This window comes from Stutzerimonas sp. LR2, assembly GCF_055755175.1.
In genome coordinates, this window is the sequence record NZ_JBVTRR010000004.1 from 214,548 (window position 1) to 236,912 (window position 22,365).

General features: G+C 62.3%; 19 protein-coding genes and 1 pseudogene. 10 read left to right on the forward strand and 10 right to left on the reverse strand.

The window, feature by feature from the left end:
• Nucleotides 1-119: 119 nt before the first annotated feature.
• Together ACVRRC_RS15395 and ACVRRC_RS15400 are read left to right on the forward strand one after the other, a co-directional pair.
• Nucleotides 120-650: a ferritin-like domain-containing protein gene (locus ACVRRC_RS15395; RefSeq protein WP_013982809.1), complete on the forward strand. Its 531-nt coding sequence runs from the start codon at nt 120-122 to the stop codon at nt 648-650.
• Between the two features lie 107 nt (nt 651-757).
• Complete coding sequence (locus ACVRRC_RS15400; protein ID WP_019406137.1) at nt 758-1,042, forward strand: DUF2061 domain-containing protein; 285 nt, start codon at nt 758-760, stop codon at nt 1,040-1,042.
• 6 nt (nt 1,043-1,048) lie between these two features.
• On the opposite strand, the gene ACVRRC_RS15405 is transcribed toward ACVRRC_RS15400, so the two are convergent.
• Nucleotides 1,049-1,324, reverse strand: a complete 276-nt coding sequence (locus ACVRRC_RS15405) for a DUF1652 domain-containing protein (protein ID WP_013982807.1) — start codon at nt 1,322-1,324, stop codon at nt 1,049-1,051.
• Nucleotides 1,325-1,611: 287 nt separating this feature from the next.
• Here ACVRRC_RS15405 and ACVRRC_RS15410 point away from each other — a divergent pair, with 287 nt between their 5' ends.
• From ACVRRC_RS15410 to ACVRRC_RS15420, 3 genes are all read left to right on the forward strand, one after another.
• Nucleotides 1,612-1,908, forward strand: coding sequence for a hypothetical protein (locus ACVRRC_RS15410; RefSeq protein ID WP_048329158.1), 297 nt, complete (start codon nt 1,612-1,614; stop codon nt 1,906-1,908).
• A gap of 28 nt (nt 1,909-1,936) precedes the next feature.
• Nucleotides 1,937-4,495, forward strand: a complete 2,559-nt coding sequence (gene ligD / locus ACVRRC_RS15415) for a DNA ligase D (RefSeq protein ID WP_048329160.1) — start codon at nt 1,937-1,939, stop codon at nt 4,493-4,495.
• A gap of 62 nt (nt 4,496-4,557) precedes the next feature.
• The gene (locus ACVRRC_RS15420) at nt 4,558-6,360 is read left to right on the forward strand and encodes a thiamine pyrophosphate-requiring protein (RefSeq protein ID WP_472997194.1); all 1,803 of its coding nucleotides are present in this window, start codon (nt 4,558-4,560) and stop codon (nt 6,358-6,360) included.
• Between the two features lie 32 nt (nt 6,361-6,392).
• Here ACVRRC_RS15420 and ACVRRC_RS15425 read toward each other — a convergent pair whose 3' ends face one another.
• Together ACVRRC_RS15425 and ACVRRC_RS15430 are read right to left on the reverse strand one after the other, a co-directional pair.
• The gene (locus ACVRRC_RS15425) at nt 6,393-7,406 is read right to left on the reverse strand and encodes an SDR family oxidoreductase (protein ID WP_048329164.1); all 1,014 of its coding nucleotides are present in this window, start codon (nt 7,404-7,406) and stop codon (nt 6,393-6,395) included.
• A 136-nt stretch (nt 7,407-7,542) separates the two neighbouring features.
• Complete coding sequence (locus ACVRRC_RS15430; protein WP_472997195.1) at nt 7,543-9,018, reverse strand: FAD-dependent oxidoreductase; 1,476 nt, start codon at nt 9,016-9,018, stop codon at nt 7,543-7,545.
• A gap of 412 nt (nt 9,019-9,430) precedes the next feature.
• On the opposite strand from ACVRRC_RS15430, the gene ACVRRC_RS15435 reads away from it, so the two are divergent.
• Nucleotides 9,431-10,480 (forward strand): hypothetical protein, encoded by a 1,050-nt coding sequence (locus ACVRRC_RS15435; RefSeq protein WP_472997196.1) that lies wholly within the window; start codon nt 9,431-9,433, stop codon nt 10,478-10,480.
• Between the two features lie 41 nt (nt 10,481-10,521).
• On the opposite strand, the gene ACVRRC_RS15440 is transcribed toward ACVRRC_RS15435, so the two are convergent.
• From ACVRRC_RS15440 to ACVRRC_RS15465, 6 genes are all read right to left on the reverse strand, one after another.
• A complete protein-coding gene (locus ACVRRC_RS15440) occupies nt 10,522-10,758 on the reverse strand; it encodes a DUF2790 domain-containing protein (RefSeq protein WP_013982800.1) in 237 nt (78 codons plus the stop codon).
• A gap of 279 nt (nt 10,759-11,037) precedes the next feature.
• The gene (locus tag ACVRRC_RS15445) at nt 11,038-11,973 is read right to left on the reverse strand and encodes a LysR family transcriptional regulator (protein WP_125886062.1); all 936 of its coding nucleotides are present in this window, start codon (nt 11,971-11,973) and stop codon (nt 11,038-11,040) included.
• Nucleotides 11,973-13,427, reverse strand: a complete 1,455-nt coding sequence (locus tag ACVRRC_RS15450; RefSeq protein WP_200631471.1) for an efflux transporter outer membrane subunit — start codon at nt 13,425-13,427, stop codon at nt 11,973-11,975. The genes ACVRRC_RS15445 and ACVRRC_RS15450 overlap by 1 nt, the downstream gene beginning before the upstream one ends.
• Entirely contained in the window at nt 13,424-14,323 is a 900-nt protein-coding gene (locus ACVRRC_RS15455; protein ID WP_125853889.1) for an efflux RND transporter periplasmic adaptor subunit, read from the reverse strand. The genes ACVRRC_RS15450 and ACVRRC_RS15455 overlap by 4 nt, the downstream gene beginning before the upstream one ends.
• Nucleotides 14,324-14,326: 3 nt before the next feature.
• Entirely contained in the window at nt 14,327-14,530 is a 204-nt protein-coding gene (locus ACVRRC_RS15460) for a DUF1656 domain-containing protein (RefSeq protein ID WP_049338722.1), read from the reverse strand.
• Nucleotides 14,527-16,566 carry an FUSC family protein gene (locus ACVRRC_RS15465; protein ID WP_472997197.1) on the reverse strand — a complete coding sequence of 680 codons (2,040 nt, stop codon included), beginning with the start codon at nt 16,564-16,566 and terminating at the stop codon, nt 14,527-14,529. Before ACVRRC_RS15465 ends, ACVRRC_RS15460 begins: the two co-directional genes overlap by 4 nt.
• 148 nt (nt 16,567-16,714) lie before the next feature.
• Here ACVRRC_RS15465 and ACVRRC_RS15470 point away from each other — a divergent pair, with 148 nt between their 5' ends.
• From ACVRRC_RS15470 to ACVRRC_RS15480, 3 genes and pseudogenes are all read left to right on the forward strand, one after another.
• The gene (locus ACVRRC_RS15470; RefSeq protein WP_013982794.1) at nt 16,715-17,599 is read left to right on the forward strand and encodes a helix-turn-helix domain-containing protein; all 885 of its coding nucleotides are present in this window, start codon (nt 16,715-16,717) and stop codon (nt 17,597-17,599) included.
• A 395-nt stretch (nt 17,600-17,994) separates the two neighbouring features.
• Nucleotides 17,995-19,026 (forward strand): integrase, encoded by a 1,032-nt coding sequence (locus ACVRRC_RS15475; RefSeq protein ID WP_472997198.1) that lies wholly within the window; start codon nt 17,995-17,997, stop codon nt 19,024-19,026.
• Nucleotides 19,027-20,371: 1,345 nt separating this feature from the next.
• Nucleotides 20,372-20,587 (forward strand): annotated as a pseudogene (locus ACVRRC_RS15480) (methyltransferase family protein); the annotation flags it as partial.
• A 200-nt stretch (nt 20,588-20,787) separates the two neighbouring features.
• Here the strand turns inward: ACVRRC_RS15480 and ACVRRC_RS15485 are convergent.
• Nucleotides 20,788-21,708, reverse strand: a complete 921-nt coding sequence (locus ACVRRC_RS15485) for a cation diffusion facilitator family transporter (protein ID WP_011914465.1) — start codon at nt 21,706-21,708, stop codon at nt 20,788-20,790.
• A gap of 400 nt (nt 21,709-22,108) precedes the next feature.
• Here ACVRRC_RS15485 and ACVRRC_RS15490 point away from each other — a divergent pair, with 400 nt between their 5' ends.
• A complete protein-coding gene (locus tag ACVRRC_RS15490) occupies nt 22,109-22,339 on the forward strand; it encodes a hypothetical protein (protein ID WP_003282470.1) in 231 nt (76 codons plus the stop codon).
• Nucleotides 22,340-22,365 lie beyond the last annotated feature (26 nt).

A 22,365-nucleotide genomic window follows, 5' to 3' on the forward strand; every position in this document is an offset into this window, starting at 1 on the left:
GGCCGTTGCGCCTGGGGGCGCGCCGGTCGGGTAGGGGGAACTCTTGCTGGCAGGGTCTCTCACAAAACCAAGCGGGCCACATTCGACCCCCGACTTTTCCAGACCTGAGGAGTGATCCCATGCAAAGTGCACAGACCGGCAACGACGTCCGTACCGAACGCCTCATCGAGTGGCTGCGCGATGCGCATGCCATGGAAGCGCAGGCCGAGACCATGCTGAACAAGCAGGCCAGCCGTATCGAGCATTACCCCGAACTCAAGGCGCGGATCGAGCAGCACATCACCGAGACGCAGAACCAGGCCAAGCTGATCGAAGGCTGCCTGCAGCGCTACGACAAGTCCTATTCCGGCCTCAAGGACCTCGGCGGCAAGATGATGGCGATGGGGCAGGCCATGGGCGGCATGATGGTCAATGACGAGATCGTCAAAGGCGCGCAGATGGGCTACGTCTTCGAGAATCTCGAAATCGCCTCCTACAAGATCCTGATTGCCGCCGCCGAAGCGGTTGGCGACATGCAGACCAAGGAAGTCTGCGAGCGCATCCTGGTGGAAGAGGTCGCCATGGCCGACTGGCTGCGCGACCACCTGGCGGAGCTGACCCAGGCCTACCTGACCCGCGCGCTGGAACCCAACGTCGAAGCCAAGCGCTGAGACGGCTTGCCTGATTGCCCGGCCACCTCGGCCGGGCCTTCCCCATCCTCTTTCGCAGGGCCGTTGCAGGACCGCAAACGGCCGTGCCTGTCCGTCGGGAGCCGTCCATGAGACCACGACCGCTCGTCAAGACCCTGACCTTCGCCGTGCTGCACTTTGCTACGGCTTTCATCGTCGTTTATGCGTTGACCGGAAGCGTCGTTATCGGTGGCGCAGTCGCCCTAATCGAGCCGCTGTGCAACACCGTGGTGTTCTACCTGCACGAACGCGCCTGGCAGCGATTCGGCCGGCAGAAGGCGACCCACTCCCACAGCTACGGCCACGATGTGTTTCTCAAGTACATGGGCCGGGGGCAGGCCGCCGGGGGCCGAGCGGCGCGTGCGCCGCGCTGAGCCGGGTCACTCCGTGCGCACGCTCCGATTCGTTTCGGCGGGCAGCGTGCTGCGGGTGGCGCACATTTCGATGCGCAGTTCCTGAGCCAGACGCACCAGATTGGCCGCGTCGCGGCATTGGTCGTAGGAGATGCCGAGAACGGTCAGTTCCTCATCTGGCGGTTCATGGTAGAGGCGCACGCTGAGCGAACTGTCGGAAGCATCGCGGCATTCACACTGAAACGGCCGCAGGTAGGTGTGCAGGATGGCTTCGATCTTGAACAGAGGAAGACGCGTATTCATAAATCCTCCCTAGCAAAGGAGGTGACTGAAGCGCAGTACAGCATCCGCTGCGCACCGCTGGCGTTCCGACGTCCTTCAACCGTAGCAGCACTGTTCGCCTTGTAAATGCGGCGATATGTCCATTGAGCGGATTAAGTCGCCCGGGCGCTCTAGCTAGCCTTTTCAGACCAGTGCCGCTTATCGGAACCCGTCGGGCGGACCGGTCGCCGCCCTCCTGAACTCATACCAGCGGGGGATGACCAAATTAAGTAACAGCCATGACTACCCAGCCTACGCGGAGACCCCACATGAAAAGACTGCTGCTCAGCGCAATGCTCAGTGCAATGGTTGCGGCGCCTGCGATGGCGCAGTTTCCCGCCGGCACGCCGCGTGACGATACCGGGTCACGTCCGAGCCCGATGGGCAACCCCACGCCGCAGGAAGAAGTGGAAACCCGCAAGGATCACAAGGGCCGTACCGTGACCGAAGACGGCCAGCTGGTGGCACCACAGCCGGGCAGCGAGGAACCTTCAACCGGTCCGGACCGGCATTCGGCGCCGGGCGGCCCCAACGACACTTCCACCGACGCCGGCAAGCTGGAATAGCCGCCGGCATAGCTCGCGGAGGTTGGCCATGGCGCTCGAAGATTACCAACGCATGCGTGACTTCGCCGCCACGCCGGAACCCGCCGGCAAGGCACGGCCGAAGTCCCGCAAGAGCCAGGCGCTGCAGTACTGCATCCAGAAGCACGACGCCACGCGTCTGCATTACGACTTCCGCCTGGAACTGGACGGCACCCTGAAGAGCTGGGCGATTCCCAAGGGGCCAAGCCTGGACCCTGGCGTGCGCCGGCTGGCCGTACACGTGGAAGACCACCCGCTGGAGTACGCCACCTTCGAAGGGAACATCCCCGAAGGGCATTACGGTGCCGGCGACGTGATCGTCTGGGACCGTGGCGTGTGGACGCCACAGGGCGACCCGCAGGAGGGCTATCGCAAGGGCAAGCTCAAGTTCAGCCTGGAAGGCGAGAAGCTTGCCGGCAGCTGGAACCTGGTGCGCACGCAGATGGACGGGAAGAAGGAGCAGTGGTTCCTCATCAAATCCCGTGACGAGGCGGCGCGCGAGGAGAGCGAGTACGACATCGTCACCGCCGAGCCCGACAGCGTGCTCAGTGACCGCACCCTGGTGCCGCGCAAGCGCGGCGCGAAGGCCCGCGTGGCCGAAACCCCGCCTGCGCCAGTCAAGGCGCCCGCCAAAAAGCGGACACCGGCCAGGCGAAAAGCAAAGGTGGTCGCGCTCGAGGGGGCGGTTCCGGCCGAGCTACCGGAGCATTTCAAACCGCAGCTGGCCACCCTGGTCGATACGGTACCGGGCGGGGACTGGCGGTACGAAATCAAGTTCGACGGCTACCGGATGCTCGCGCGCATCGACTCTGGCGAGGTCAGGCTGTTTACCCGCAACGGCCACGACTGGACGGCGAAGATGCCCCAGCAGGCCGCGGCGCTTGCGGGACTCGGGCTCGAGTCCGGGTGGCTGGATGGCGAGGTGGTGGTGCCGAACGAGGAGGGCACGCCTGACTTCCAGGCCTTGCAGAACGCTTTCGAGGCGGGGCGCAGCGGCAGCATTCTCTATTACCTGTTCGACATGCCTTACCTGAACGGCATGGACCTGCGCGAGGTGGCGTTGGAGCAGCGCCGCGCAGCGCTGCGCGAGGTGCTGGAGCGCAGTGACAGCGAGCTGCTGCGCTTCTCCGAGGACTTCACCGAGCAGCCGAACAGCATTCTGGAAAGCGCCTGCCAGATGAAACTCGAAGGGCTGATCGGCAAGCGCGCTGGCAGCACCTACACCTCGCGACGCAGTAGCAGCTGGGTGAAGATCAAATGCAGCAACCGGCAGGAATTCATCATCGTCGGCTATACCCAGCCAAAGGGTACCCGCACCGGTTTCGGCGCGCTGCTGCTCGGCCTGCACGACGACAAGGGCGAGCTGCGTTACGCCGGCAAGGTCGGCACCGGCTTCAACCATGCAACGCTGCAGAGCCTGCACAAGAAGCTGAAGAAGCTGGAAACCGATAAAAGCCCGCTGGCCAAGGCACCCCCAGCAGCCGATGCACGTGGCGCGCAGTGGCTCAAGCCGGAGCTGATGTGCGAAGTCGCCTATGCCGAAATGACTCGTCAGGGTGTGGTGCGCCACTCGGTGTTCCACGGCCTGCGAACCGACAAGCCGGCCGAGGCCATCACCCACGAGCGGGCCAAACCAGTCGCCAGGGTAAAGGCGAACGTCGCCGGCAAGGCCGATCCCCTCGGCAGCGGTCGGATCAAGATTTCCAATCCCGAACGGGTCATCGACCCCAGCAGCGGCATCACCAAGATCGAACTGGCCCGCTTCTACGCGCAGATCGCCCCCTGGGCGCTGCCGCAATTGCAGAACCGGCCGCTGGCGCTGGTCCGCGCGCCTGAAGGCATCACCGGCGAGCTCTTCTTCCAGAAGCACGCCGACAAGCTGGCCATCCCGCATATCACCCAGCTGGACCCGGCGCTCGATCCGAAGCACGGCGCGCTGCTGGTGATAGACAGCGCCGAGGCGCTGGTCGGCGCCGCGCAGATGGGCACTATCGAGCTGCACAGCTGGAACGCCGTGGCGCCCGATCTCGAGCACCCTGACCGCTTCGTGCTGGACCTCGACCCCGATCCGGCCCTGCCGTGGAAGCGCATGCTCGAGGCGACCCAGCTGACCCAGACGCTGCTGGACGAGATCGGCCTGGCATCGTTTCTCAAGACCAGCGGCGGCAAAGGGCTGCACATCGTCGTACCGCTCGACCCCGTGCATGACTGGAGCGAGGTGAAATCCTTCAGTCAGGCGATTGCCAGGCATCTGGCAAAACTCCTGCCGTCCCATTTCTCCGCGGTCAGCGGGCCGAAGAACCGGGTCGGACGCATCTTCATCGACTACCTGCGCAACAGCCGTGGCGCCAGCACCGTCGCGCCGTACTCGGTACGCGCCCGCGAGGGTCTGCCGGTTTCCGTACCCATCCACCGCGACGAGCTGGCGGACCTCAAGGGCGCCAACCTGTGGACGGTGCGCAACCTGCTGGAACGCCTGCAGGAACTGGGTGACGACGACCCCTGGGCGGCCATCGGCAAGACCCGCCAGCGCCTGACCAAAAAGATTCGCGACCGCCTGAACGCCTGATGCGGCGACTGGGCCCGCATCGGCATCCCGCCAGTGCGCACGCAACTATCAGAGGAGGCAGCATGAGTGGCATGACAGTCGGAGATTACCTGGTCGAGCGGCTTTACCAGTGGGGCGTGCGGCGCATCTATGGTTATCCCGGCGACGGCATCAACGGCGTGCTCGGTGCGCTGAACCGGGCGGGAGGCAAGATTCGCTTCATCCAGGCTCGGCACGAGGAGATGGCCGCCTTCATGGCCTCGGCCGATGCCAAGTTCGGCGGTGGGTTGGGTGTCTGCCTGGCCACGTCGGGGCCGGGCGCCTCACACCTGCTGACCGGGCTGTACGACGCGCGTCTGGATCATGTGCCGGTGCTCGCGATCGCCGGGCAGCAGGCCCGCACCGCGCTGGGCGCGCACTATCAGCAGGAGATCGACCTGCCGGCGATGTTCAAGGATGTCGCGGGCGCCTTCGTCCAGCAGGCCAGCGCGCCGGCACAGGTACGCCACCTGGTGGATCGGGCCATTCGCAGCGCAATCGGCGAGCGCAAGGTCGCCGCCATCATCCTGCCCAACGACCTGCAGGAGGCGCCCTACAGCGAGCCGCCGAGGACTCACGGTGCCGTGCTTTCCGGTATCGGCTACAGCCGGCCGAAGATCGTTCCCTATGACGCGGACCTGCAGCGCGCCGCCGAGGTGCTCAACGCCGGCAGCAAGGTCGCCATTCTGGTCGGCGCTGGCGCGCTGCAGGCCACCGACGAGGTCATTGCCGTGGCCGAGACGCTGGGCGCCGGCGTGGCCAAGGCGCTGCTGGGCAAGGCGGCAGTGCCCGATGATCTGCCCTGGGTCACCGGTTCCATCGGCCTGCTCGGCACCGAGCCCAGCTACAAGCTGATGAATGAATGCGACACGCTGCTGATGATCGGCTCGGGCTTTCCCTATTCCGAGTTCCTGCCGGAGGAAGGTCAGGCCAGGGGTGTGCAGATCGAGCTCAAGCCCGACATGCTGAGCATCCGTTACCCCATGGAGGTGAATCTGCACGGCGAGGCCGGCGAAACGTTGCGCGCGCTCTTGCCGCTGCTGGAGAAGAAGAGCGATCGCAGCTGGCAGCAACAGGTCGAAGCATGGCGCGCCGATTGGGACCGCACGCTGGAAGAGCGGGCAATGGCGGCCGCCGACCCGATCAACCCGCAGCGTGTGGCCTGGGAACTGTCGCCGCGCTTGCCGGAGCGGGCCATCATCACCAGCGACTCCGGCTCCTGCGCCAACTGGTATGCCCGCGATATCCGCATGCGGCGTGGAATGATGGGGTCCCTGTCCGGCGGGCTGGCGTCCATGGGCGCCGCGGTGCCCTATGCCATCGCCGCGAAGTTCGCCCATCCGGACCGCCCGGTGGTGGCTTTGGTCGGCGACGGCGCCATGCAGATGAACAACATGGCCGAGCTGATCACGGTGGCCAAGTACTGGAGCCAGTGGCAGAACCACCAGTGGATCTGCTGCGTGTTCAACAACCAGGACCTCAACCAGGTGACCTGGGAGCAGCGCGTGATGGAGGGCGATCCGAAATTCGAGGCTTCGCAGAATCTGCCCGACGTGCCGTATCACCGCTTCGCCGAGCTGATTGGGCTGCAGGGCATCTTCTGCGACCGTGAGGACCAGGTGGCCGCCGCCTGGGAGCAGGCACTGGCCGCCGATCGCCCGGTGCTGCTGGAGTTTCGTACCGATCCCAACGTGCCGCCGCTGCCGCCGCACATCAAGCTGGAGCAGGCCAAGGCCTACGCCTCGGTGCTGCTGCATGGCGATCCGGACCAGGCCGGCATCATCAAGCAGACCGCCAAGCAGGTGCTCGGCGCGATCCTGCCAGGACACCGCAAGGACAAGCGCTGAAGCCGCCTTCAGCAGGCGGCACAGGCCCGGCGCTAGGGCTGACCGTTGCCGCCGGAGGCGCCGAACACCTGGCCGGTTACGTAGCTGGCCTCGGTGGACGCCAAGAGCACGTACAGCGGGGCGATTTCGGCCGGCTGGCCCGGGCGGCTCATGGGCGTATCGCCGCCGAAGCGCTGCAGGTTCTCCATGGTCTGCCCACCGCTGACCTGCAGGGGCGTCCAGAACGGTCCGGGCGCCACGGCGTTCACCCGGATGCCTTTGTCGATCAGCTGCTTGGCCAGCCCCTTGCTGAAATTGGTGATTGCCGCCTTGGTCAGTGAGTAATCCAGCAGGTTGGCAGGTGGGTCGTAGGTGGTGACCGAGGAGGTGTTGATGATCGAAGCGCCCGCCGGCATATGCGGCACGGCGGCCTTGGTGATCCAGAACATGGCATAGAGATTGGTCTTGAGCGTCCAATCGAACGCCTCGTTGGAAATGTCGAGGATCGATTGCTCGCTGCTCTGTCGCGCGGCGTTGTTGACCAGAACGTCCAGCCCGCCCAGTTCCTCCACCGCCTTCTGGACCATCGAACGACAGAAGGCCTCATCGCGGATGTCACCGGGCAGCGCCACCGCCTTGCGTCCGACGTCGCGGATCAGCGCCACGACTGCCTGTGCATCCGGCTCCTCGTCCGGCAGGTAACCGATGGCGACATCGGCGCCTTCGCGGGCAAAGGCGATCGCTGCGGCACGCCCGATTCCCGAGTCTCCGCCGGTGATCAGCGCCTTGCGCCCGGCAAGCCGGTTGGAGCCGCGGTAGCTCTTTTCGCCATGATCCGGCGGTGGCTGCATGTCCCGCGCAAGGCCGGGCCAGGGCTGCGACTGCTTGTCGAAGGGCGGTTGCGGATGCAGAGCCTTGGGATCGCGCAGCGGTGCGGGCGCCGCCTGCGGCGTGGCGTCGGCATCTGCGGCCTGGGCAAAGCCCGGCAACACCATGCCGGCGGCGAAGGTTGCGGCCGCACCCTGGATGAGCTTGCGTCGGGAGCTGTCATGGTCGTCGGAATGCATGGGAAATCCTGCAGCGTGTTGCGGCGTTGGCCGTCCATCGGTCGAGGCTCGCGTTGAATTAGGCCGACGGCGTCCCTGGGCGGCATGCCACGTGCGTGACGCAGGGATCCGCCAGTGCGGTGCCCTGCAGAAAGGCTCAAAGCGAGCGGGCGGCCAGCGGTTCGATGGCGGGGCCGTGGATGACTTCGCCGTCCGCCTGGAAGATCGAGCCGTGGCAGGGGCAGTCCCAGGTCCGGTCGGCGTTGTTCCAGGTCACGCTGCAACCCATGTGGGTGCAGGCCGCGGACACGGCATGCAGGGTGCCGGCATCGTCGCGCCACACTGCGAGCTGTTCATCGCCGCGGGTGATTACGCCGCCTTCGCCCGGGCCGATGGCATTAAGGTCGTCGACCCTGGTCTGGCTATCTCTGCTCTGATTGAAGTCATCAGGGGAGGGACGGTTGGGGTCGTAGAGCTGCTTCCACGGGCAGCGGCCGGTGATGATCTGGCGGGCCATGCCCAGCCCGACGGCGGTGCCGTTGCTGATACCCCAGCCGTTGAAACCGGTGGCCACGAACAGGCCGGGGGATTGTTCCGGGTCCGGCTCGCCGGCATAGGCGACCCGGTCGGCGGTGTCGTAATCCTCGTTGCACCAGCGCCAGACGGCCTCACCCACTGGCAGGTGGCCGCGCGCCCAGTGTTCGAGTTCGACGAACCGCCTGGCAACGTCTGCGTCCTGGCCGGTCCTGAAGCGCGGACCGAGTACGATGAACAGCGGCCCCTGGTCATCACGGCCCATGCGGATGGAATGAGTCGGCTCGTCGACGCCGATGAACATGCCGTCCAGATGCGCGCCGTCCTGCGGACGAAAGGCCATGGCCACGTGGCAACGCGGCTGAGTCGGGCTGACGAGGTCGACCGGCGTTTCCACCGGCATGTGCGTAGCGAGGATGACCTGATCGGCTTCCACACTTCCGCCATCGAAGCCAACCTGCCAGCGCCCCTGGCGCTCGAAGCTCGTCGCGCGAGTGTGCTGATGGATGCGCCCGCCGCGGGCGTGCAGCGAGTTGGCCAGGCCGATCAGATAGCGTGTCGGGTTGAACTGGGCCTGATCCGGAAATTCCAGTGCGCCGGCGGTGGCGAAGGGCAGGGGCGGCTGGTCGATGACCCGTGCCGCGAAGCCCAGGCGGCGCGCCGCTTCGGCTTCATCGTCGATGGCTGGGCGCCAGTCCGCCGAGCACGCATAGGCGTAGGCGGACTGACGCTCGTAGTCGCAATCGATGGCGTGCTCGGTGACCCAGTGACGAATACGCTCCACGGCTTCGCGGTTGGCGTCGGCGTAGCACTGCGCCAGTTCCTGGCCGAAGGTATCGATCAGGTAGCGATAGATCAGCGCATGCTGGGTGGTGACCTTTGCGGTGGAGCGCCCGGTGACCTGTCCGCCGACCTCGCGGGCTTCGAGCACCACGACGGACTTGCCGGCTTCGCATAGCGTCATGGCGGCGCTCAGCCCGACGATGCCGGCGCCGACCACCACCACGTCGCATTCGCTGTGGCCGGTCAGGCGCGGAAAGTCGCCACGCGGCGCGCTGGCGCTCCAGCAGCAATCAGGGGTTGCGGACAGGGCAGGCATTGGCGGGTCCTCCTCACGGTGGCATAGGCTGTAGAGCGGACCTGCCCGACCGGGTTCCGACCATCGGGCGGTTGGCGATCGAGGCGCCGCCGACATCGGGTGTGCCCGGGAGAGCGCGATGGTTAGCCGACCGCTCAAGCGCGACGGGTTCGCCCGCAAAGGTCCAGCGCGGACGGAGCGCAACCTGGTGGAATCTGTACGGGATTGGGCGTAGCGCGCATTGGGGACCGAACATGCACAGGATTAAGCCGCCATCCGTCCGAACGCCGTTTCGTCTGCACCGAACAGGCAATACTTGCTCCGCGGCGCCAGGCAAAACAGTCGGCGCGTTCAGGGAGTGGCAGCGGCAGGGACACGCCAGACAGGGTCAGCATGATGTCGGCCGACGACGACTTTCAAAGGAGTGTTCCCTATGTTCTCGCATAAACCGCTGATCGCTTGCTTTCTATTCGGCTCGCTGCCGGCACTGGCGCTGGCACAGACCGCCGCCACCCAGACCGGAAATGACAACGAAATCATTCTCGAGCAGAACGGCTGGAACTCGGCAAGCCAGGTGCAGCAGGGGGATCGCAATTATTCGCGGGTCAGGCAGGACGGCGGTGACAATCGGGTGCAGACGAACCAGCTCAATCTCGACAATTGGACTGAAGTGGTGCAGAACGGATCGTCCAACCAGGCAAGCGTCATTCAGATCGGAGATATCTACTCCGGACATTCGGCATCCATCGTTCAGCTCGGGACGGACAACCTCGCCGAGGTCAGTCAGATGGATGGCAATGGCGCACAGGCGAACATTCACCAAGAGGGAGCGGGCAATGTTCACCGGGTTACGCAGCTGTATTACATGAACGAGGCCGACAGCCGCTCCGTTGGCACGAACAACCTGACCGAGATCAGTCAGGAGTGGGCCGGCAGCGCCCGTACCGACCAGCTCGGCAACGACAACCGGATCACGATCGAGCAGGGTTTCCTGCCTTATGGCGGATTGGTCTCGGTGTATCAGGACGGCGGCTCGAATGAAGCGGCGGTCAACCAGCAAGGCGGGCGCTACTACGTCGGCCAGGTCGAGTTGAGACAGCTCGGTAGCGCTAACCGCGCGCAGGTAACGCAATGGGCCGGTTTCAGTAGCCTCACCTTCACCCAGGAGGGTAGCGGCAACGAACTGAACGCCCGGCAGGCGACCCGTGACGGGATCATTCGAGGCAATACGGTTGGCAACGACAACCGCGTCAATATCGACCAGATCTATGACAGCCCGGTGCTCGACATCGCCCAGAACGGTTCGGCCAACGAAATCGATGTGGTGCAGCATACTCCCTACAGCACCGTGTCAATCGCCCAGACTGGCGATGGCAACGTCGCGCTGCTGAATCAGACGACACAGTTCGAATTCCCGGTGCCCGCCACGGCCATCATCCAGAACGGCACCGGCAATAGCGCGTCGATCACACAGCGCTATTGAGGCGTCAGCGGGCGCAACCGATTGGCGGTCGCACTTCGTTTTCAGTGGTCCATGCAGTCCGGACCCTGACGCAGGTAGGTGGTTTCGTGGGTTTCGCCTTTGGAGTCCACGTACGTCATCCTGGCCTGCACGATCTCGCAGCCGCCTGCGGGCACGTCCATCGAGACGACCTTGGCGATGTCGAGCTTGTCGCCGTACTGGTAGGGCTTGGGCTCATCGGCGGCATGCGCCAGCTGGGCGCTGAAAGCCAGGGCGGCGATCCAGATCAGTCTTTTCACGGGTAACCTCCAGAAACGCCTGCACGCCCGAGACGCTTCGACGGGCATTGGCAGGTCTTGCAAGCGACGCCCGCCGAGCAGCGGGCGTCAGGAATAAACGAGGCTGCCACGAGGGGAGCAGCCTGAAGGTGGCCGGACGGCTGGCCGACGGAGCAATTCGGCCAGCAACGCGGAACTGAGGGTTGCCCGTCCGCTGCCACCCGCCAATTCTAGGAAGCGCGCTGGGCCGGAAAAACCGCGCCGCCGGTGAAACACCTTTACCGAGCGCGCAACAATCGTTCAGGCCCAATGCGTCTCGTCCCGCAGCACCCGGTGATAGTCGTCGAAGGCGCGCGGCAGTGCCTGAGCGAGAAAGTCCAGCCAGGTCCTGATCTTCGCGTCGAGAAAGCGGCGGGAGGGGTAGAGCGCATGAATCTGCTTTTCCTGCAGTCGGTACTGCGGCAGCAGGCGCAACAGCGTCCCGCGCTGCAGCGCCGGCGCCGCCACGTAGTCAGGCAGCAGGCAGATACCCATGCCGGCTTCGGCGGCGCTGGCCATGGCTTCGGCGACATTCACCTTGAACGTCTCGCCGGGGCGGATCACCTCTTCGACGCCGTCGCCGACGAAGTGCCAGTCGTCGGCGAACACCGGATCGAGCAGCCGCAGGCAGCGGTGGTCATGCAGATCGGTCGGCCGTCGCGGCACGCCATGCCGCTGGAGATAGCTCGGTGCGGCGCAGACGACGTGAAACACCGGCCCGAGCCGCTGGGCGATCAATTCCGAGTCGGGCAGGTCACGAGACAGGGTGATGATCACGTCCAGCCCGGCTTCCAGCAGGTCCGGTTGGCGTTGGGACAGGCTCAGATCGAGGCTGACCTCCGGATAGCGCTCGCAGTAGTGCCCGGCGAGGCCGGACAGGAGCTGGATGCCGAGGCCGGTGGTGGAGTGCACCCGCAGGCGACCGCGCGGCATGAGGTGCGCGCCACAGGCTTCCTGCCGGGCGTCATCGAGCTGCGCCAGTATCTCGCGGGAACGCTCGAGAAAGCGTGCACCGACCTCGGTCAGCGCCAGACGCCGGGTGGTGCGCTGCAGCAGGCGGGCGTGCAGATGGTTCTCCAGCTCGCTGACCAGGCGCGACACCTGCGCCGTGGAGGTGTCGGTCTGCCTGGCTGCCGCGGTGAAGCTACCGGTGTCGACGACCCGGACGAAGGCGCGCATCGCATGCAGCATGTCCATCAACCTTCGCCCTCCTGGCTGGCGGCGGGCGGCTGGCTCGTGCGCCAGCCTCCACCAAGGGCAAGGAACAGGTCGACCTGATCCAGTGAAAGCTGCGCCTGCGAGGCGGCCAGCGCGGCCTGGGCGTTGGCCAGGGTGCGCTCGGCGTCCAGGCTGTCGAGATAACCCAGGCGACCCTCCTGGTACAGCCGGCGGGTGTGATCGGCGGCGTTGCGAGCCGCGTCACGCGCCTCGTGCAACGCCTGGTCGCGCTGCAGATCATGCGCATAGCGGCTGAGCAGGGTCTGGGTTTCCCTCAGTGCCTCCAGCACCACACCGTCGAAGCGGGCGAGGGCGGCGTCTGCTCCGGCCTCCATGGCACGCACCCGAGCGCGATCGACCTGGGTTGGAAAGTGCCAGCTGATCGAAGGGCCGAATGCCCAGCGCCGCGTCACCGCATCGCCGAGGTGTTCGAGCATGCCGGTGTAGCCTGCCGTGCCGCCGAGACTGATCTGTGGGTACATCATCGCCGTGGCCACGCCGATCTGTGCCGTGGCCGCAGCCAGGCTTCGTTCGGCTGCGCGAATGTCGGGGCGTCGGCGGAGCAGGGCGGCGCCGTCACCAAGCGGAATCGGCTGACTCAGCTGTGGGGCGTGGTTGCAGGCCGCGGCACCTTCAGGCAGCTCGCCCGGTGTGTGACCGAGCAGGGCGGCGAGCCGATACAACGCCGCGGCCTTCTTCGCCTCGAAGGGAGGCAGCTCGGCGCGCAGGGTCTCGACCTGCGCTCGGGCGCGGGCAACATCCACTTCATTGCCGCGGCCGCCAGCGAGCAGGCGGGAGGCCACCTCAAGCTGGCGCTGCTGGATCGCCAGCGAGTGTTCGGCGATGGCCAGCTCTTCGCCGGCATGGCAGGCCGTCATATAGCTGCGCACGACCCCGGCTACCGCACTGATGCGTGCCGCCTCGAGCAGCGACGCACTGGCGTCGGCTGTCGCGCCGGCGGCTTCGGCGCCGCGCCGCAGCCGGCCGAACAGGTCCAGCTGATAGCTCACGGCGAGGCCGGCATCGGCCAGGTTCATCACCGGCAGCTTCTCTTCCAGCGCCAGCGCCTCGCTGGACAGCTGGCCGCGCGCCAGTGAACCGTCGCCACCCACCACCACTTCCTGGGCGTGATGGGCCATCTGGAAGCCCTGATAGGCCTGACGCAGGTTGTGATGGGCCTGGCGTATGTCACGGTTGCCCGCCAGCGCCTCGCGCACCAGCCTGTCGAGCAGGGGATCGTCGTACAGCTGCCACCAGCCGTCCGGCAGCGGCGTCTGTTCGACTTCTGGATTGCCGAGCGCATCGAATGGCGCCTGCGCTGCAGCCTGGCGCACCACGGCCTGGTCCGGTACGCGGTAGTCCGGGCCGACCGCACTGCAAGCGGCGAGCAGTGTGACGAGCAGGGCCAGGGCGGGGTACAGGTAGCGGCTCATGGTGTCGCGCTGCTCGCGTCGGCGGCCGGCCACGGCAGCACCGAGAGGGTAGCCGTGCGGCCGACCACGAGGCGGATGTCGCTCGGCTGGCCTTCGTCGAGCACCACCCGAACCGGAATCCGCTGCGCCAGGCGCACCCAGTTGAAACTCGGGTCGATATTGGGCAACAGCGAGTTGCCGCGGACCCGGTCACGATCCTCGATACCGGCGGCGATGCTCTGCACGTGGCCGCGCAGGTGCTGCGTTTCGCCCATGACGTGGATGTCTACCGGCTGGCCGATTTCGATGGCGTGCAGCTTGGTTTCCTCGAAGTAGCCTTCGACGCGCAGGGAGTTGGTGTCGACGATGGACAGCACCGGCGTGCCGGTTTTCACGTAGTCGCCGACCCGCATGGTCTGGTCGCCCAGATAGCCGTCCACGGGACTGAGTACGCTGGTGCGCTCCAGGTCCAGCTGCGCCACGCCAAGGGCCGCCTCAGCGGTTGCCAGTGCCGCTTCGGCCCGCTTGACCTGGGTGTCGCCGATTTCCACCGTCTCGGCGGCGATCAGATCCTTCAGCACGCGGTTGCGTCGGGCTTCGCGCTGCGCCTGCTCCAGCTGTGCGCGGCGCTCCAGCACGGTGGCCTTCGCTTCGTCGACGGCCAGCTGGAAGCGCGCCCGATCGATCACGAACAGCACCTGGCCACGCGTGACACGCTGGTTGTCGCGCACCCGCAGTTCGGTGACCAGCCCGGACACATCCGGCGCGACCTGGACGATATCGGCATGTACATGCCCATCACGGGTCCAGGGCGCTTCCATGTAGTAGTCCCACAGGTGCAGGCTGACGACGGTGGCGATGGCTACAGCCAGCAGGGTCAGCAGTACCGAGCCGGCGGTGGGTATCCAGTTCTTCACGATTCAAATCCGCGCTACGAAATAGAACAGGGCGCCGAGCACGATGATGTACAGGGCGAGATTGAACAGCGGCGGGTGCCAGACCCAGCGGTAGAAGCCGACACGCTGCAACAGCGCGGCCAATAGGCTCTTCAGGCCATAGGCCGCCAGCATTGTCACCAGCAGGACTGGCACATAGACGCCGTAGAGATTGAGATGGCCCGTCATGCGAAGGCACCTGCGTCAGCGGGCCCGGTGGATGGTCGACACGGCACGCTGGCCGGCGCGTCCGGGAACAGGGCCAGTCGCAGGCCGTGGAGGGCTTGCGCCGCCTGCCGGGCCTCCTGCTGCAGACACACAACGGTGCTTTCCAAGGCATGGCGCAGGGCGGCCGGGGGCGGCAGTTCACGCTGCGCCGTGGCGCAATCGCGAAAATACGTCTGAATCATCGTCAGGACCGGCGTCAGCTGTCGGCGCAGGAGGCCGCTTGGGCGTAGCTCGCGTAATTCCAGCAAGCGAAAGCAGACCCGCAGCTCGCGGGTGACATCGTTCAGCGCCAGGCCCTGGTCACCGAGTTGTGTCAGTCGAGGCAGCAGCTGAGCGATACGATCGACGAACGCCGATGCGCTGGCGACCGTATTGGCGCCGCGGCTCAGGTCCGCGAGCTGCGCCAGATTCTGCCAGCCGTGGCGTACTAGCCGACGCGCGGCCCAGAGCGTGCCGAACGGACGGGTCAACCGCGCCCAGACCAGGGCGAACACCACGCCCAAGGCAGTGGACAGGGCAATATCGGCGAACAGTTGAAAATCCGCCTGGTAGGCACGCTGGATGGTGATGCTGGAGATCGTCTGGACCGCCACCAGGATCACCGTTCCGGCATGCTGCGGACGACCGGCGAGCGTCCCGAGCAGCAGCAACGGCCCGGCGAGCAGCGTGGCCAGGCTGCCGAAGTCGTGCACGTTGGGCATCAGCGCGAACAGGTAGATGCCGGCGGCGCTGATTGAGACCAGTGTGGCGGCAAGGAACGACCTGATGAATGGCGCCGGGTTGTCCTGACCGGCGAAGAAGCAACCCGCCACGGCGGCGATAAACACGCCGCTGTAGCCGTGCTGCCAGCCGGAAACGAACCACAGCATGCTCAGGCAGAACACCGACAGCGCCACGGAAGCAGCGGTGAACCCCTGCAGGCCGTAATCATGATGGCGCCGGCCGCCGGCCAGCTGCTGGGCGTGATAGCGCAGCGCCGGGAGCCTGTCGGCACGCTCGTCGGCAAACTGCTGCCGCAGCGCCAGGCAGTCCTGCCAGAGGTCGAGCAGCGCGCGCAGTTGGCGCAAGGCGCTGTCGATGGCCAGCGCCTGTGTCGGATGGGCCGCACTCAGCCACGTGCCTAGCTGCAGGCTGCGCTCACGCAACTGGTCGGCGTCGCTGGATGGCGCATCGCCCTGAATCCAGCGATCCACCGCCTGCAGGTATTCCTCCAGCTCCGGCAGCAGGCCGTGCGGCTCCCGCTGCAACCGGTGCAGCGAGTCCGCGGTGGAAATCAGCTGCGGCATCAGCATGGCCATGCGTGCACGGAATTCACGGGCCTGGACCGTCGAGCTGTAGCTGCGGCTGTCGTAGTCGAGGTGCGTGAGCATGCCGTCCAGACCCATGACGTCTACCAGCAGCGCGTTCAGCGCCCGCTGGTCGGCTTCGCCCAAATGCCGCGCGTTGAGCATGCGGCTGGCTGCGGCTCGGCCATCGCGCAGCAGCGCGTCCATCTTTGCACTCAGCGTCGGCGCGATACGGCTGGGAAACAGCACCGAATTGACGACGCTGGCGCAAACGATGCCGAGCAGGATTTCCTCAGAGCGTGCGAGCGCGACATCGAAGATGGTCGCGGGATGATTGACCTCGGCCAGGCTGATCAGCGGCACCGTGTAGGCCGCCAGCAGAAAGATGTAGCTGCGCGGCGAGCGATCCAGCAGCGACAGGTAGAGCAGGGCGCCGATCCACAGCGACATTGTCAGGCTCAGCATGATCGGCTGCTGGGCAAAGGCCGGCAGCAGCACGACCGACGCGGCGGCGCCGAGCAGCGTGCCCAGGGCTCGGTAGATCCCCTTCGAGCGTGTCGCGCCGGACAACGGGTGCGACACGACATATACGGAGGCCATCGCCCAGTACGGGTTGTCCAGTGGTATCGCCAGTGCGATGTACAGCGCCATCAGGGCGGCAATCAGCGCCTTGGCCGAGAACAGCCATTCGCGCCAGGTTGGCATGGTCATAGGCGTATTGTTCGAGAGGCGTGGGCCAAGGGCGGGAGAGGGCGGCCGGCACGCGTTGACGTGACATTTAACGACATCCACATGTGACAAATTGAACAAGCAACAGGACAATCAGCGCACTTTCGTTGTTTCGACTTCTGGGCCTCCCATGAGCAGACGCATTCCCAATTACGCGCTGTACGGCCAGGCCGCGTTGCCGGCGTGGCAGGATCTGCTGCATCTGGAGTGGATCAGTGACCGCGGCGACATGCATCAGCGCGAAATCCGGCCCCATCAGCACGATGCGTTGCTGCAGGTCGTCTACGTACGCAACGGCCAGGGCGAGGTATCGCTGGAGAACAGTCGCATGGCATTCCATGCGCCGTGCCTGATCCTGCTGCCGCAACGCACCGTGCATGCGTTTCGCTATAGCGCGGAGACCGATGGCCCGGTCATCACGGCAGCGCAACGGCCGCTGGAGTCCATGGCACGTATTCTCTCCAGCGATCTGCTGGCAATGATGCAGCGTCCGGTGGTGATTCCCTTGCCTTGGATTGCGGATGGCACGGAACCCATCTGGCCACTGATTCAGCTGATTCAGAACGAAGCGCAAGGCCAGGAACGCGACAACGTGGCGGCCGGCCATGCCTTGCTGATCGCCTTGCTGGTACAGATCACACGGCTCAATCAGCCGACCCTGACCGCAAGGCCGGCCAACGGCAGACGCTCGGCATTGCTCGGTCAGTTCCGCGAACTGATCGATCAGCACTTCAAGCAGCATTGGCCGCTCGCACTGTATGCCGAAGCGCTGGGCATCACGCCGGCCACGCTGGGCAGAGCCTGCCGCGAAGAACTCGGCGAATCGCCGACAGCCGTCATCAACGAACGCATCGTGCGCGAAGCACAACGACAGCTTGCATATACCGCATTGGACATTCAGCAGATCGCCCATGACCTGGGCTACGCCGACGCTGCGTATTTCAGCCGATTCTTCAGAAAGCAGGCTGGCCTCAAACCCAGCGAATTTCGCGCAGCATTCCGAGGAAGAGCGTAAATGCAATCGAAGCGAGCGTGATCGGCGCGTCAACTGCAGGGTCGACGAGCGATAAAAGTGGCTGGCCGAGCACCTGCAGGAATATCATGTGAGTTCGCATAATCTATATTATGTTAAATTGGATGTGAGTTGCGTCTGCCAGCTCCGTATCCTCGGCTGTTGTGGCTCCTGACAATAAAAGAGACAAATCTTGCTCAAAAAAAATACAGATTAATCAATGATATTGAAGCTGCAGGATCCTGGAGACCCTTTCGTTGCCCGCCGATATACAGTCAAAAAAGTGGACTCCTGAAGCAATTTTGACTGGTTAAAAAAAATAAAAACAAGACTAGAAATGCTCTGCTACGGTTACGGAAAGCAACTCTAGATTTCGCCACCGGCCGCTGGAGTCTCCGATGCCAGCATACACCATAGACCCGCATCCACTCTTTGCCGGTCCCGAGTCAATGGTCCTGGGCATCGAGCAGTATTATGCTCGCTACCCCTGTGTTGCGGCCTACCTCAAGAGTTTCTCGACTGAGCTTGATGTCGAGAAGGATTTTAAATGGAGCCTGCGCTTCCTTGCGCGCCATAACCGTGCCCCGGGGACTTTCGGTAATTACCGTACATTTGTTGAGCGCTTGCTTCTTTGGAGCTGGGTTTTTGCCGGAAAATCGGCGTTGACGTTAAACCGTGATCAATTTGGACAGTTCCTCTCTTTCTGCAAAAAGCCACCTTCGAATTGGGTCGGTGCTTCGCCGGCGGTCCGATTTATTCAAGATGATGGGAATTGGACTTTTAACGAAGGCTGGCGACCTTTCGATATTCGAAGCCAAACAGAGGCTGACTCCTATCGACCGTTTACGGGTACCTTGCGACAGATACACAGCATCTGTAGTTCTTTTTACAATTTTCTCCATGCAGAAGATGCGGCAGCACTCAATCCGGTCACTGCGTCTCGATCGCACAATGGAAATGCAGAGAGTGGGATTTACCCTGTTCGCAGATATCTTAGTTCAGACCAGCTATATCATGTATTACGGATTCTAGAGTGCCGCGCAGTAGTCAATCCGACAGACGAGCGTGCTCTTTTTATAGTGGCGGCGACGGTTTTTATGTACTTGCGAGCTGCGGATCTCGCAAAATCTGGCGAATACTGTCCAAGTATGGATTGCTTCGTGCTTGAGGACGGCAAGTGGTGGCTGGTGCTAGATGCTCCAGGCACGCCGTCGCAAAGGCTCGCAGTCAACCCAAAATTCTTGCCCTATCTGAAACGCTACCGGAAAAGCCGAGGTCTATCGCCGTTGCCGGAGCAAGATGAGGGAGTACCCATGTTGGAGACTAGCTATGGGCGTCCGGGGCTTTCTGTTCGTCAAATATCGAGATATTGTTCAAGGAGCTCTCAGACAGGTGCATGCGGCTATTACCTCTTCAGGAGAATGTGGTGATCATTGGAATGTTTTACTTGGATCTAGCCTCAGGTTTTTGAGGGACAGTGGCGCGAGGAGTGCTGCTCAAACCCGCGAGCCCGCCGAACTGCAGCGAGATCTACGTATTACGAGTATCGCTTACACCTACGGCAGATATTACCGTGAGTGAAGTAACGACCAGCTTGCGGTCAAGGTGCTTGTAATATCCGATAATCACCAGACCCGGATATTGCTCTATACTGATCCAGAAGCGCTGATTTAGATGCATTCTTTAGTGATCTGAACTAAAGATTCGAATTTCTGGTAACTACAGATTCGAAACGGGATTGAGCTCTCCGTTTCTAACCTTCGGTTCACTCTGTGCCCTCCCGTTTCCAATCTTTGGTTCACGTGCTTCGCCGTTTCTAATCTTCAGTTCACCGGAGCGTCCATTCGATTCGGTCACGCATCTCTCGATCAGTTGATCCCCTAAGCATCCGGAACTAGCCTGAATGAGTACAACGCACGTCGCGCTCGGGTACGCACGCCGATGGCTATTAGGGCTTAGAGCCGGGATCAACGTCATGAAGATCGCGCCACAACCTCTTTTTGAGGTGCTTACTCGCTTCAAAAAGCTTGAGTTTCAATCCCCAGAGCTGCGATATGAGCTACCTGAGGTGCGCGCATTTCTGGAAGGGTTTCCAGCGGCGCTTCGCGCCAAGGAGGGATACGTTGCAGTACGTGCTTTCCTAAAAACCTGCAGCGATAACGAGACAACATTCAACAGCTACCGCACTGATGCAGAGCGCTTACTCCTTTGGTCGCTCCTGGAGGCCCAGAAGCCGCTCCTAGAGCTCAACCACTCGGATAGCGAGAGCTTCGTAGCATTCTGCCTTAAGCCGCCGAGCAGCTGGGTTGGGCCGGTTGTAAGGGACAGGTTCACTCGCATTGGCAGTCGGATGGCGCATGAGTCAGACAGCTACATGGTCAATGCCGACTGGCGGCCTTTCAATTGGCACAATCCCAAAAGCGATCGATCTACCTCCTCAGGATGCACCCCTCCTCCGCTATCCGGCCCACCATTGGGCCTATCTCAGGCGCCCCTTAATAAGTGCATATCTGTATGCAAATGCCTCTTTGTCTATGCCGTTGGTGAGGATCTAACCGAGGTCAACCCATTCGCCTCTAACCGCCTTCCTTCACGGGGAAGACGTATTCCAGGGAGCAATGGAGCGCGTTCGCTGAGCAAGGATCAATGGCTATACGTGATTGATACAGCAACTGGTATGGCTTCAGAAGACGTCCGACATGAGCGGACGCTGTTCTGATCTTGCCCAGCACGAGTGGACACCCCGTTAAGCGATAAACTGCAACGAGGTGAACCATCTACCAGTACAGCCGCAACCCCATGTATCTGGGCTTCGCCATCATCCTAGCAGCTTGGGCGCTGGCCCTGGGCTCGCCTCTAACCCTGCTGGGCGTGGTTGCCTTCGTGCTGTACATGAACCGTTTCCAGATCGCACCCGAAGAGTGGGCGCTAGAGGCGCTGTTCGGCGAATCATTCGTTCGCTACCGCGCCCGCGTCCGCCGCTGGATCTGAGCGTTGTCAGTGGTAGTGGCTAGGAGACTTGCTATCGCGTCAGCCTGCGGCAGGTGCACTTGAGTTAGCTGAATTTTATCGTGACGAGCTGCTTATCTATATACCTGAAATATGTCGCAGGTCGAGGGCATAGCGCCAATAAGTGATATTCGGCTATTCGCTCTGTTAATACCTTGTTTTAATTGTAGCGCATAGTAAGCTTATGCTTCGCTGCAGTGATTGTCGGTCTGCTTGGTGTCGAGACAAACACTGCCGTCTAGCTCCATCTCGAGTGTCGAGTGGCTGATTTTGAATTGCTCATGGAGTACACGTTTCAAATCAGTCTTCACTCGTTCGATCCCAGGCAGACTCGCCTTCTTGATGACAACATGTGCTTCCAGTGCAATTGTATGCTCAGCGATTTCCCAAACATGCACGTGGTGAACGCCCTCGACGTCGTTTACTTGTTCCATGACATTGATTATATCAGCGACGGAAACGCCTTCTGGCGCGCCCTCCATTAACAGATGGATGGTTTTAGGCAGCATGCTAAAGCCTTGCCAGAGCACGTAGCCAGCAATCATCAGTGTCAGTACAGTATCCGCCCAGTACCACCCATACAGAAGTATCAATGTCCCGGCGATAACAACGCCGACGGAGGCCAGCGCATCCGACACATTGTGCAAGAATGCCGCCTTTATATTCATGCTGTTCTTGGACATTGTGTAGGTGAGAAAGGCCGTGACGATATCTACAACCAAGGCTATTCCCGCGACCACGACCACTGTCCAACCTTCAATGGGCTGCGGGGAAAACAACCGGCCTATGGCCTCGTAAATAAGATAGAGACCGACGATGATCAGGGTGACCAAGTTGATCAAAGCCGCTATGGTTTCACTGCGTCGATAGCCAAAGGTTTTAAATGCATCTGGCGGTCTGCGACCGATCTTACGTGCGATCAGCGCAATAACCAGTGATGCGGCATCGCTCAAATTATGTAGCGCGTCAGCAATGAGTGATAAGCTACCAGAGAGTATTCCACCGACTATTTGTGCCAGTGTTAATGCGGCGTTAACGCCTATAGCAGCAATTAGACGCTTATCGCCTATAGCTTCGGTGTTATGGTTATGTTCGTGGCCCATTGGTTTTTAACCACCCTTAAAAATCTAAAAAAAGACTAAGCACAGGAAGCCAAACGGTCGTCTATAGCAACAAATAAATATACTAGTGCCTTTGTACCGTCTGACACGGAGACAGCCTCCAAACCGTTGACAGAAATCCGACCATCATCGCCCGAGTTCGTGCGCCATTGCCTTCAATACGCCGATAACTGGCTAACCCTTGTCATGATCTGAATATGACAGATTTGTAATCTTCACATCATCTTTCGTGGTTCAAGCTGCACAGCGGAAGATTACATTTCAATAATGTAATGTTTGGCTCACACTGCCGTTATCTTCAGTCGCGCAAAATTCGTTAGAACCTGTAGAGCTCACCGGGAAAGCTCAACAAGCCACTTTGAATTTAGCGAGGACTGCCCATATGAATCTGTTGAAAGCTATTATTGTTGGATCGGTAATCTTCGGCTCCGCATTATCCTATGCAGGAGACGGCTACGATCGTTCAATGAAATTTAACGAAAAGTTTCGTGCAGAACAAAAACGGATTCACGAAACCGAGTCTGGTGAAGAAAAAATAGACGGACTAGAAGCTAAGAATCCGCGCCCGGATCAGAGCAATATGCAAATAAAGAAAGAATCCAAAACTGAATAACCGCTTCACCCGAACAATCTTCGCCT

Bases quoted from the DNA above. Each gene is read 5' to 3' on its own strand.
- ACVRRC_RS15395 (WP_013982809.1), top strand. From the start codon at position 120: ATGCAAAGTGCACAGACCGGCAACGACGTCCGTACCGAACGCCTCATC.
- ACVRRC_RS15400 (WP_019406137.1), top strand. From the start codon at position 758: ATGAGACCACGACCGCTCGTCAAGACCCTGACCTTCGCCGTGCTGCAC.
- ACVRRC_RS15405 (WP_013982807.1), bottom strand. From the start codon at position 1,324: ATGAATACGCGTCTTCCTCTGTTCAAGATCGAAGCCATCCTGCACACC.
- ACVRRC_RS15410 (WP_048329158.1), top strand. From the start codon at position 1,612: ATGAAAAGACTGCTGCTCAGCGCAATGCTCAGTGCAATGGTTGCGGCG.
- ligD (WP_048329160.1), top strand. From the start codon at position 1,937: ATGGCGCTCGAAGATTACCAACGCATGCGTGACTTCGCCGCCACGCCG.
- ACVRRC_RS15420 (WP_472997194.1), top strand. From the start codon at position 4,558: ATGAGTGGCATGACAGTCGGAGATTACCTGGTCGAGCGGCTTTACCAG.
- ACVRRC_RS15425 (WP_048329164.1), bottom strand. From the start codon at position 7,406: ATGCATTCCGACGACCATGACAGCTCCCGACGCAAGCTCATCCAGGGT.
- ACVRRC_RS15430 (WP_472997195.1), bottom strand. From the start codon at position 9,018: ATGCCTGCCCTGTCCGCAACCCCTGATTGCTGCTGGAGCGCCAGCGCG.
- ACVRRC_RS15435 (WP_472997196.1), top strand. From the start codon at position 9,431: ATGTTCTCGCATAAACCGCTGATCGCTTGCTTTCTATTCGGCTCGCTG.
- ACVRRC_RS15445 (WP_125886062.1), bottom strand. From the start codon at position 11,973: ATGGACATGCTGCATGCGATGCGCGCCTTCGTCCGGGTCGTCGACACC.
- ACVRRC_RS15450 (WP_200631471.1), bottom strand. From the start codon at position 13,427: ATGAGCCGCTACCTGTACCCCGCCCTGGCCCTGCTCGTCACACTGCTC.
- ACVRRC_RS15460 (WP_049338722.1), bottom strand. From the start codon at position 14,530: ATGACGGGCCATCTCAATCTCTACGGCGTCTATGTGCCAGTCCTGCTG.
- ACVRRC_RS15465 (WP_472997197.1), bottom strand. From the start codon at position 16,566: ATGACCATGCCAACCTGGCGCGAATGGCTGTTCTCGGCCAAGGCGCTG.
- ACVRRC_RS15470 (WP_013982794.1), top strand. From the start codon at position 16,715: ATGAGCAGACGCATTCCCAATTACGCGCTGTACGGCCAGGCCGCGTTG.
- ACVRRC_RS15475 (WP_472997198.1), top strand. From the start codon at position 17,995: ATGCCAGCATACACCATAGACCCGCATCCACTCTTTGCCGGTCCCGAG.
- ACVRRC_RS15485 (WP_011914465.1), bottom strand. From the start codon at position 21,708: ATGGGCCACGAACATAACCATAACACCGAAGCTATAGGCGATAAGCGT.
- ACVRRC_RS15490 (WP_003282470.1), top strand. From the start codon at position 22,109: ATGAATCTGTTGAAAGCTATTATTGTTGGATCGGTAATCTTCGGCTCC.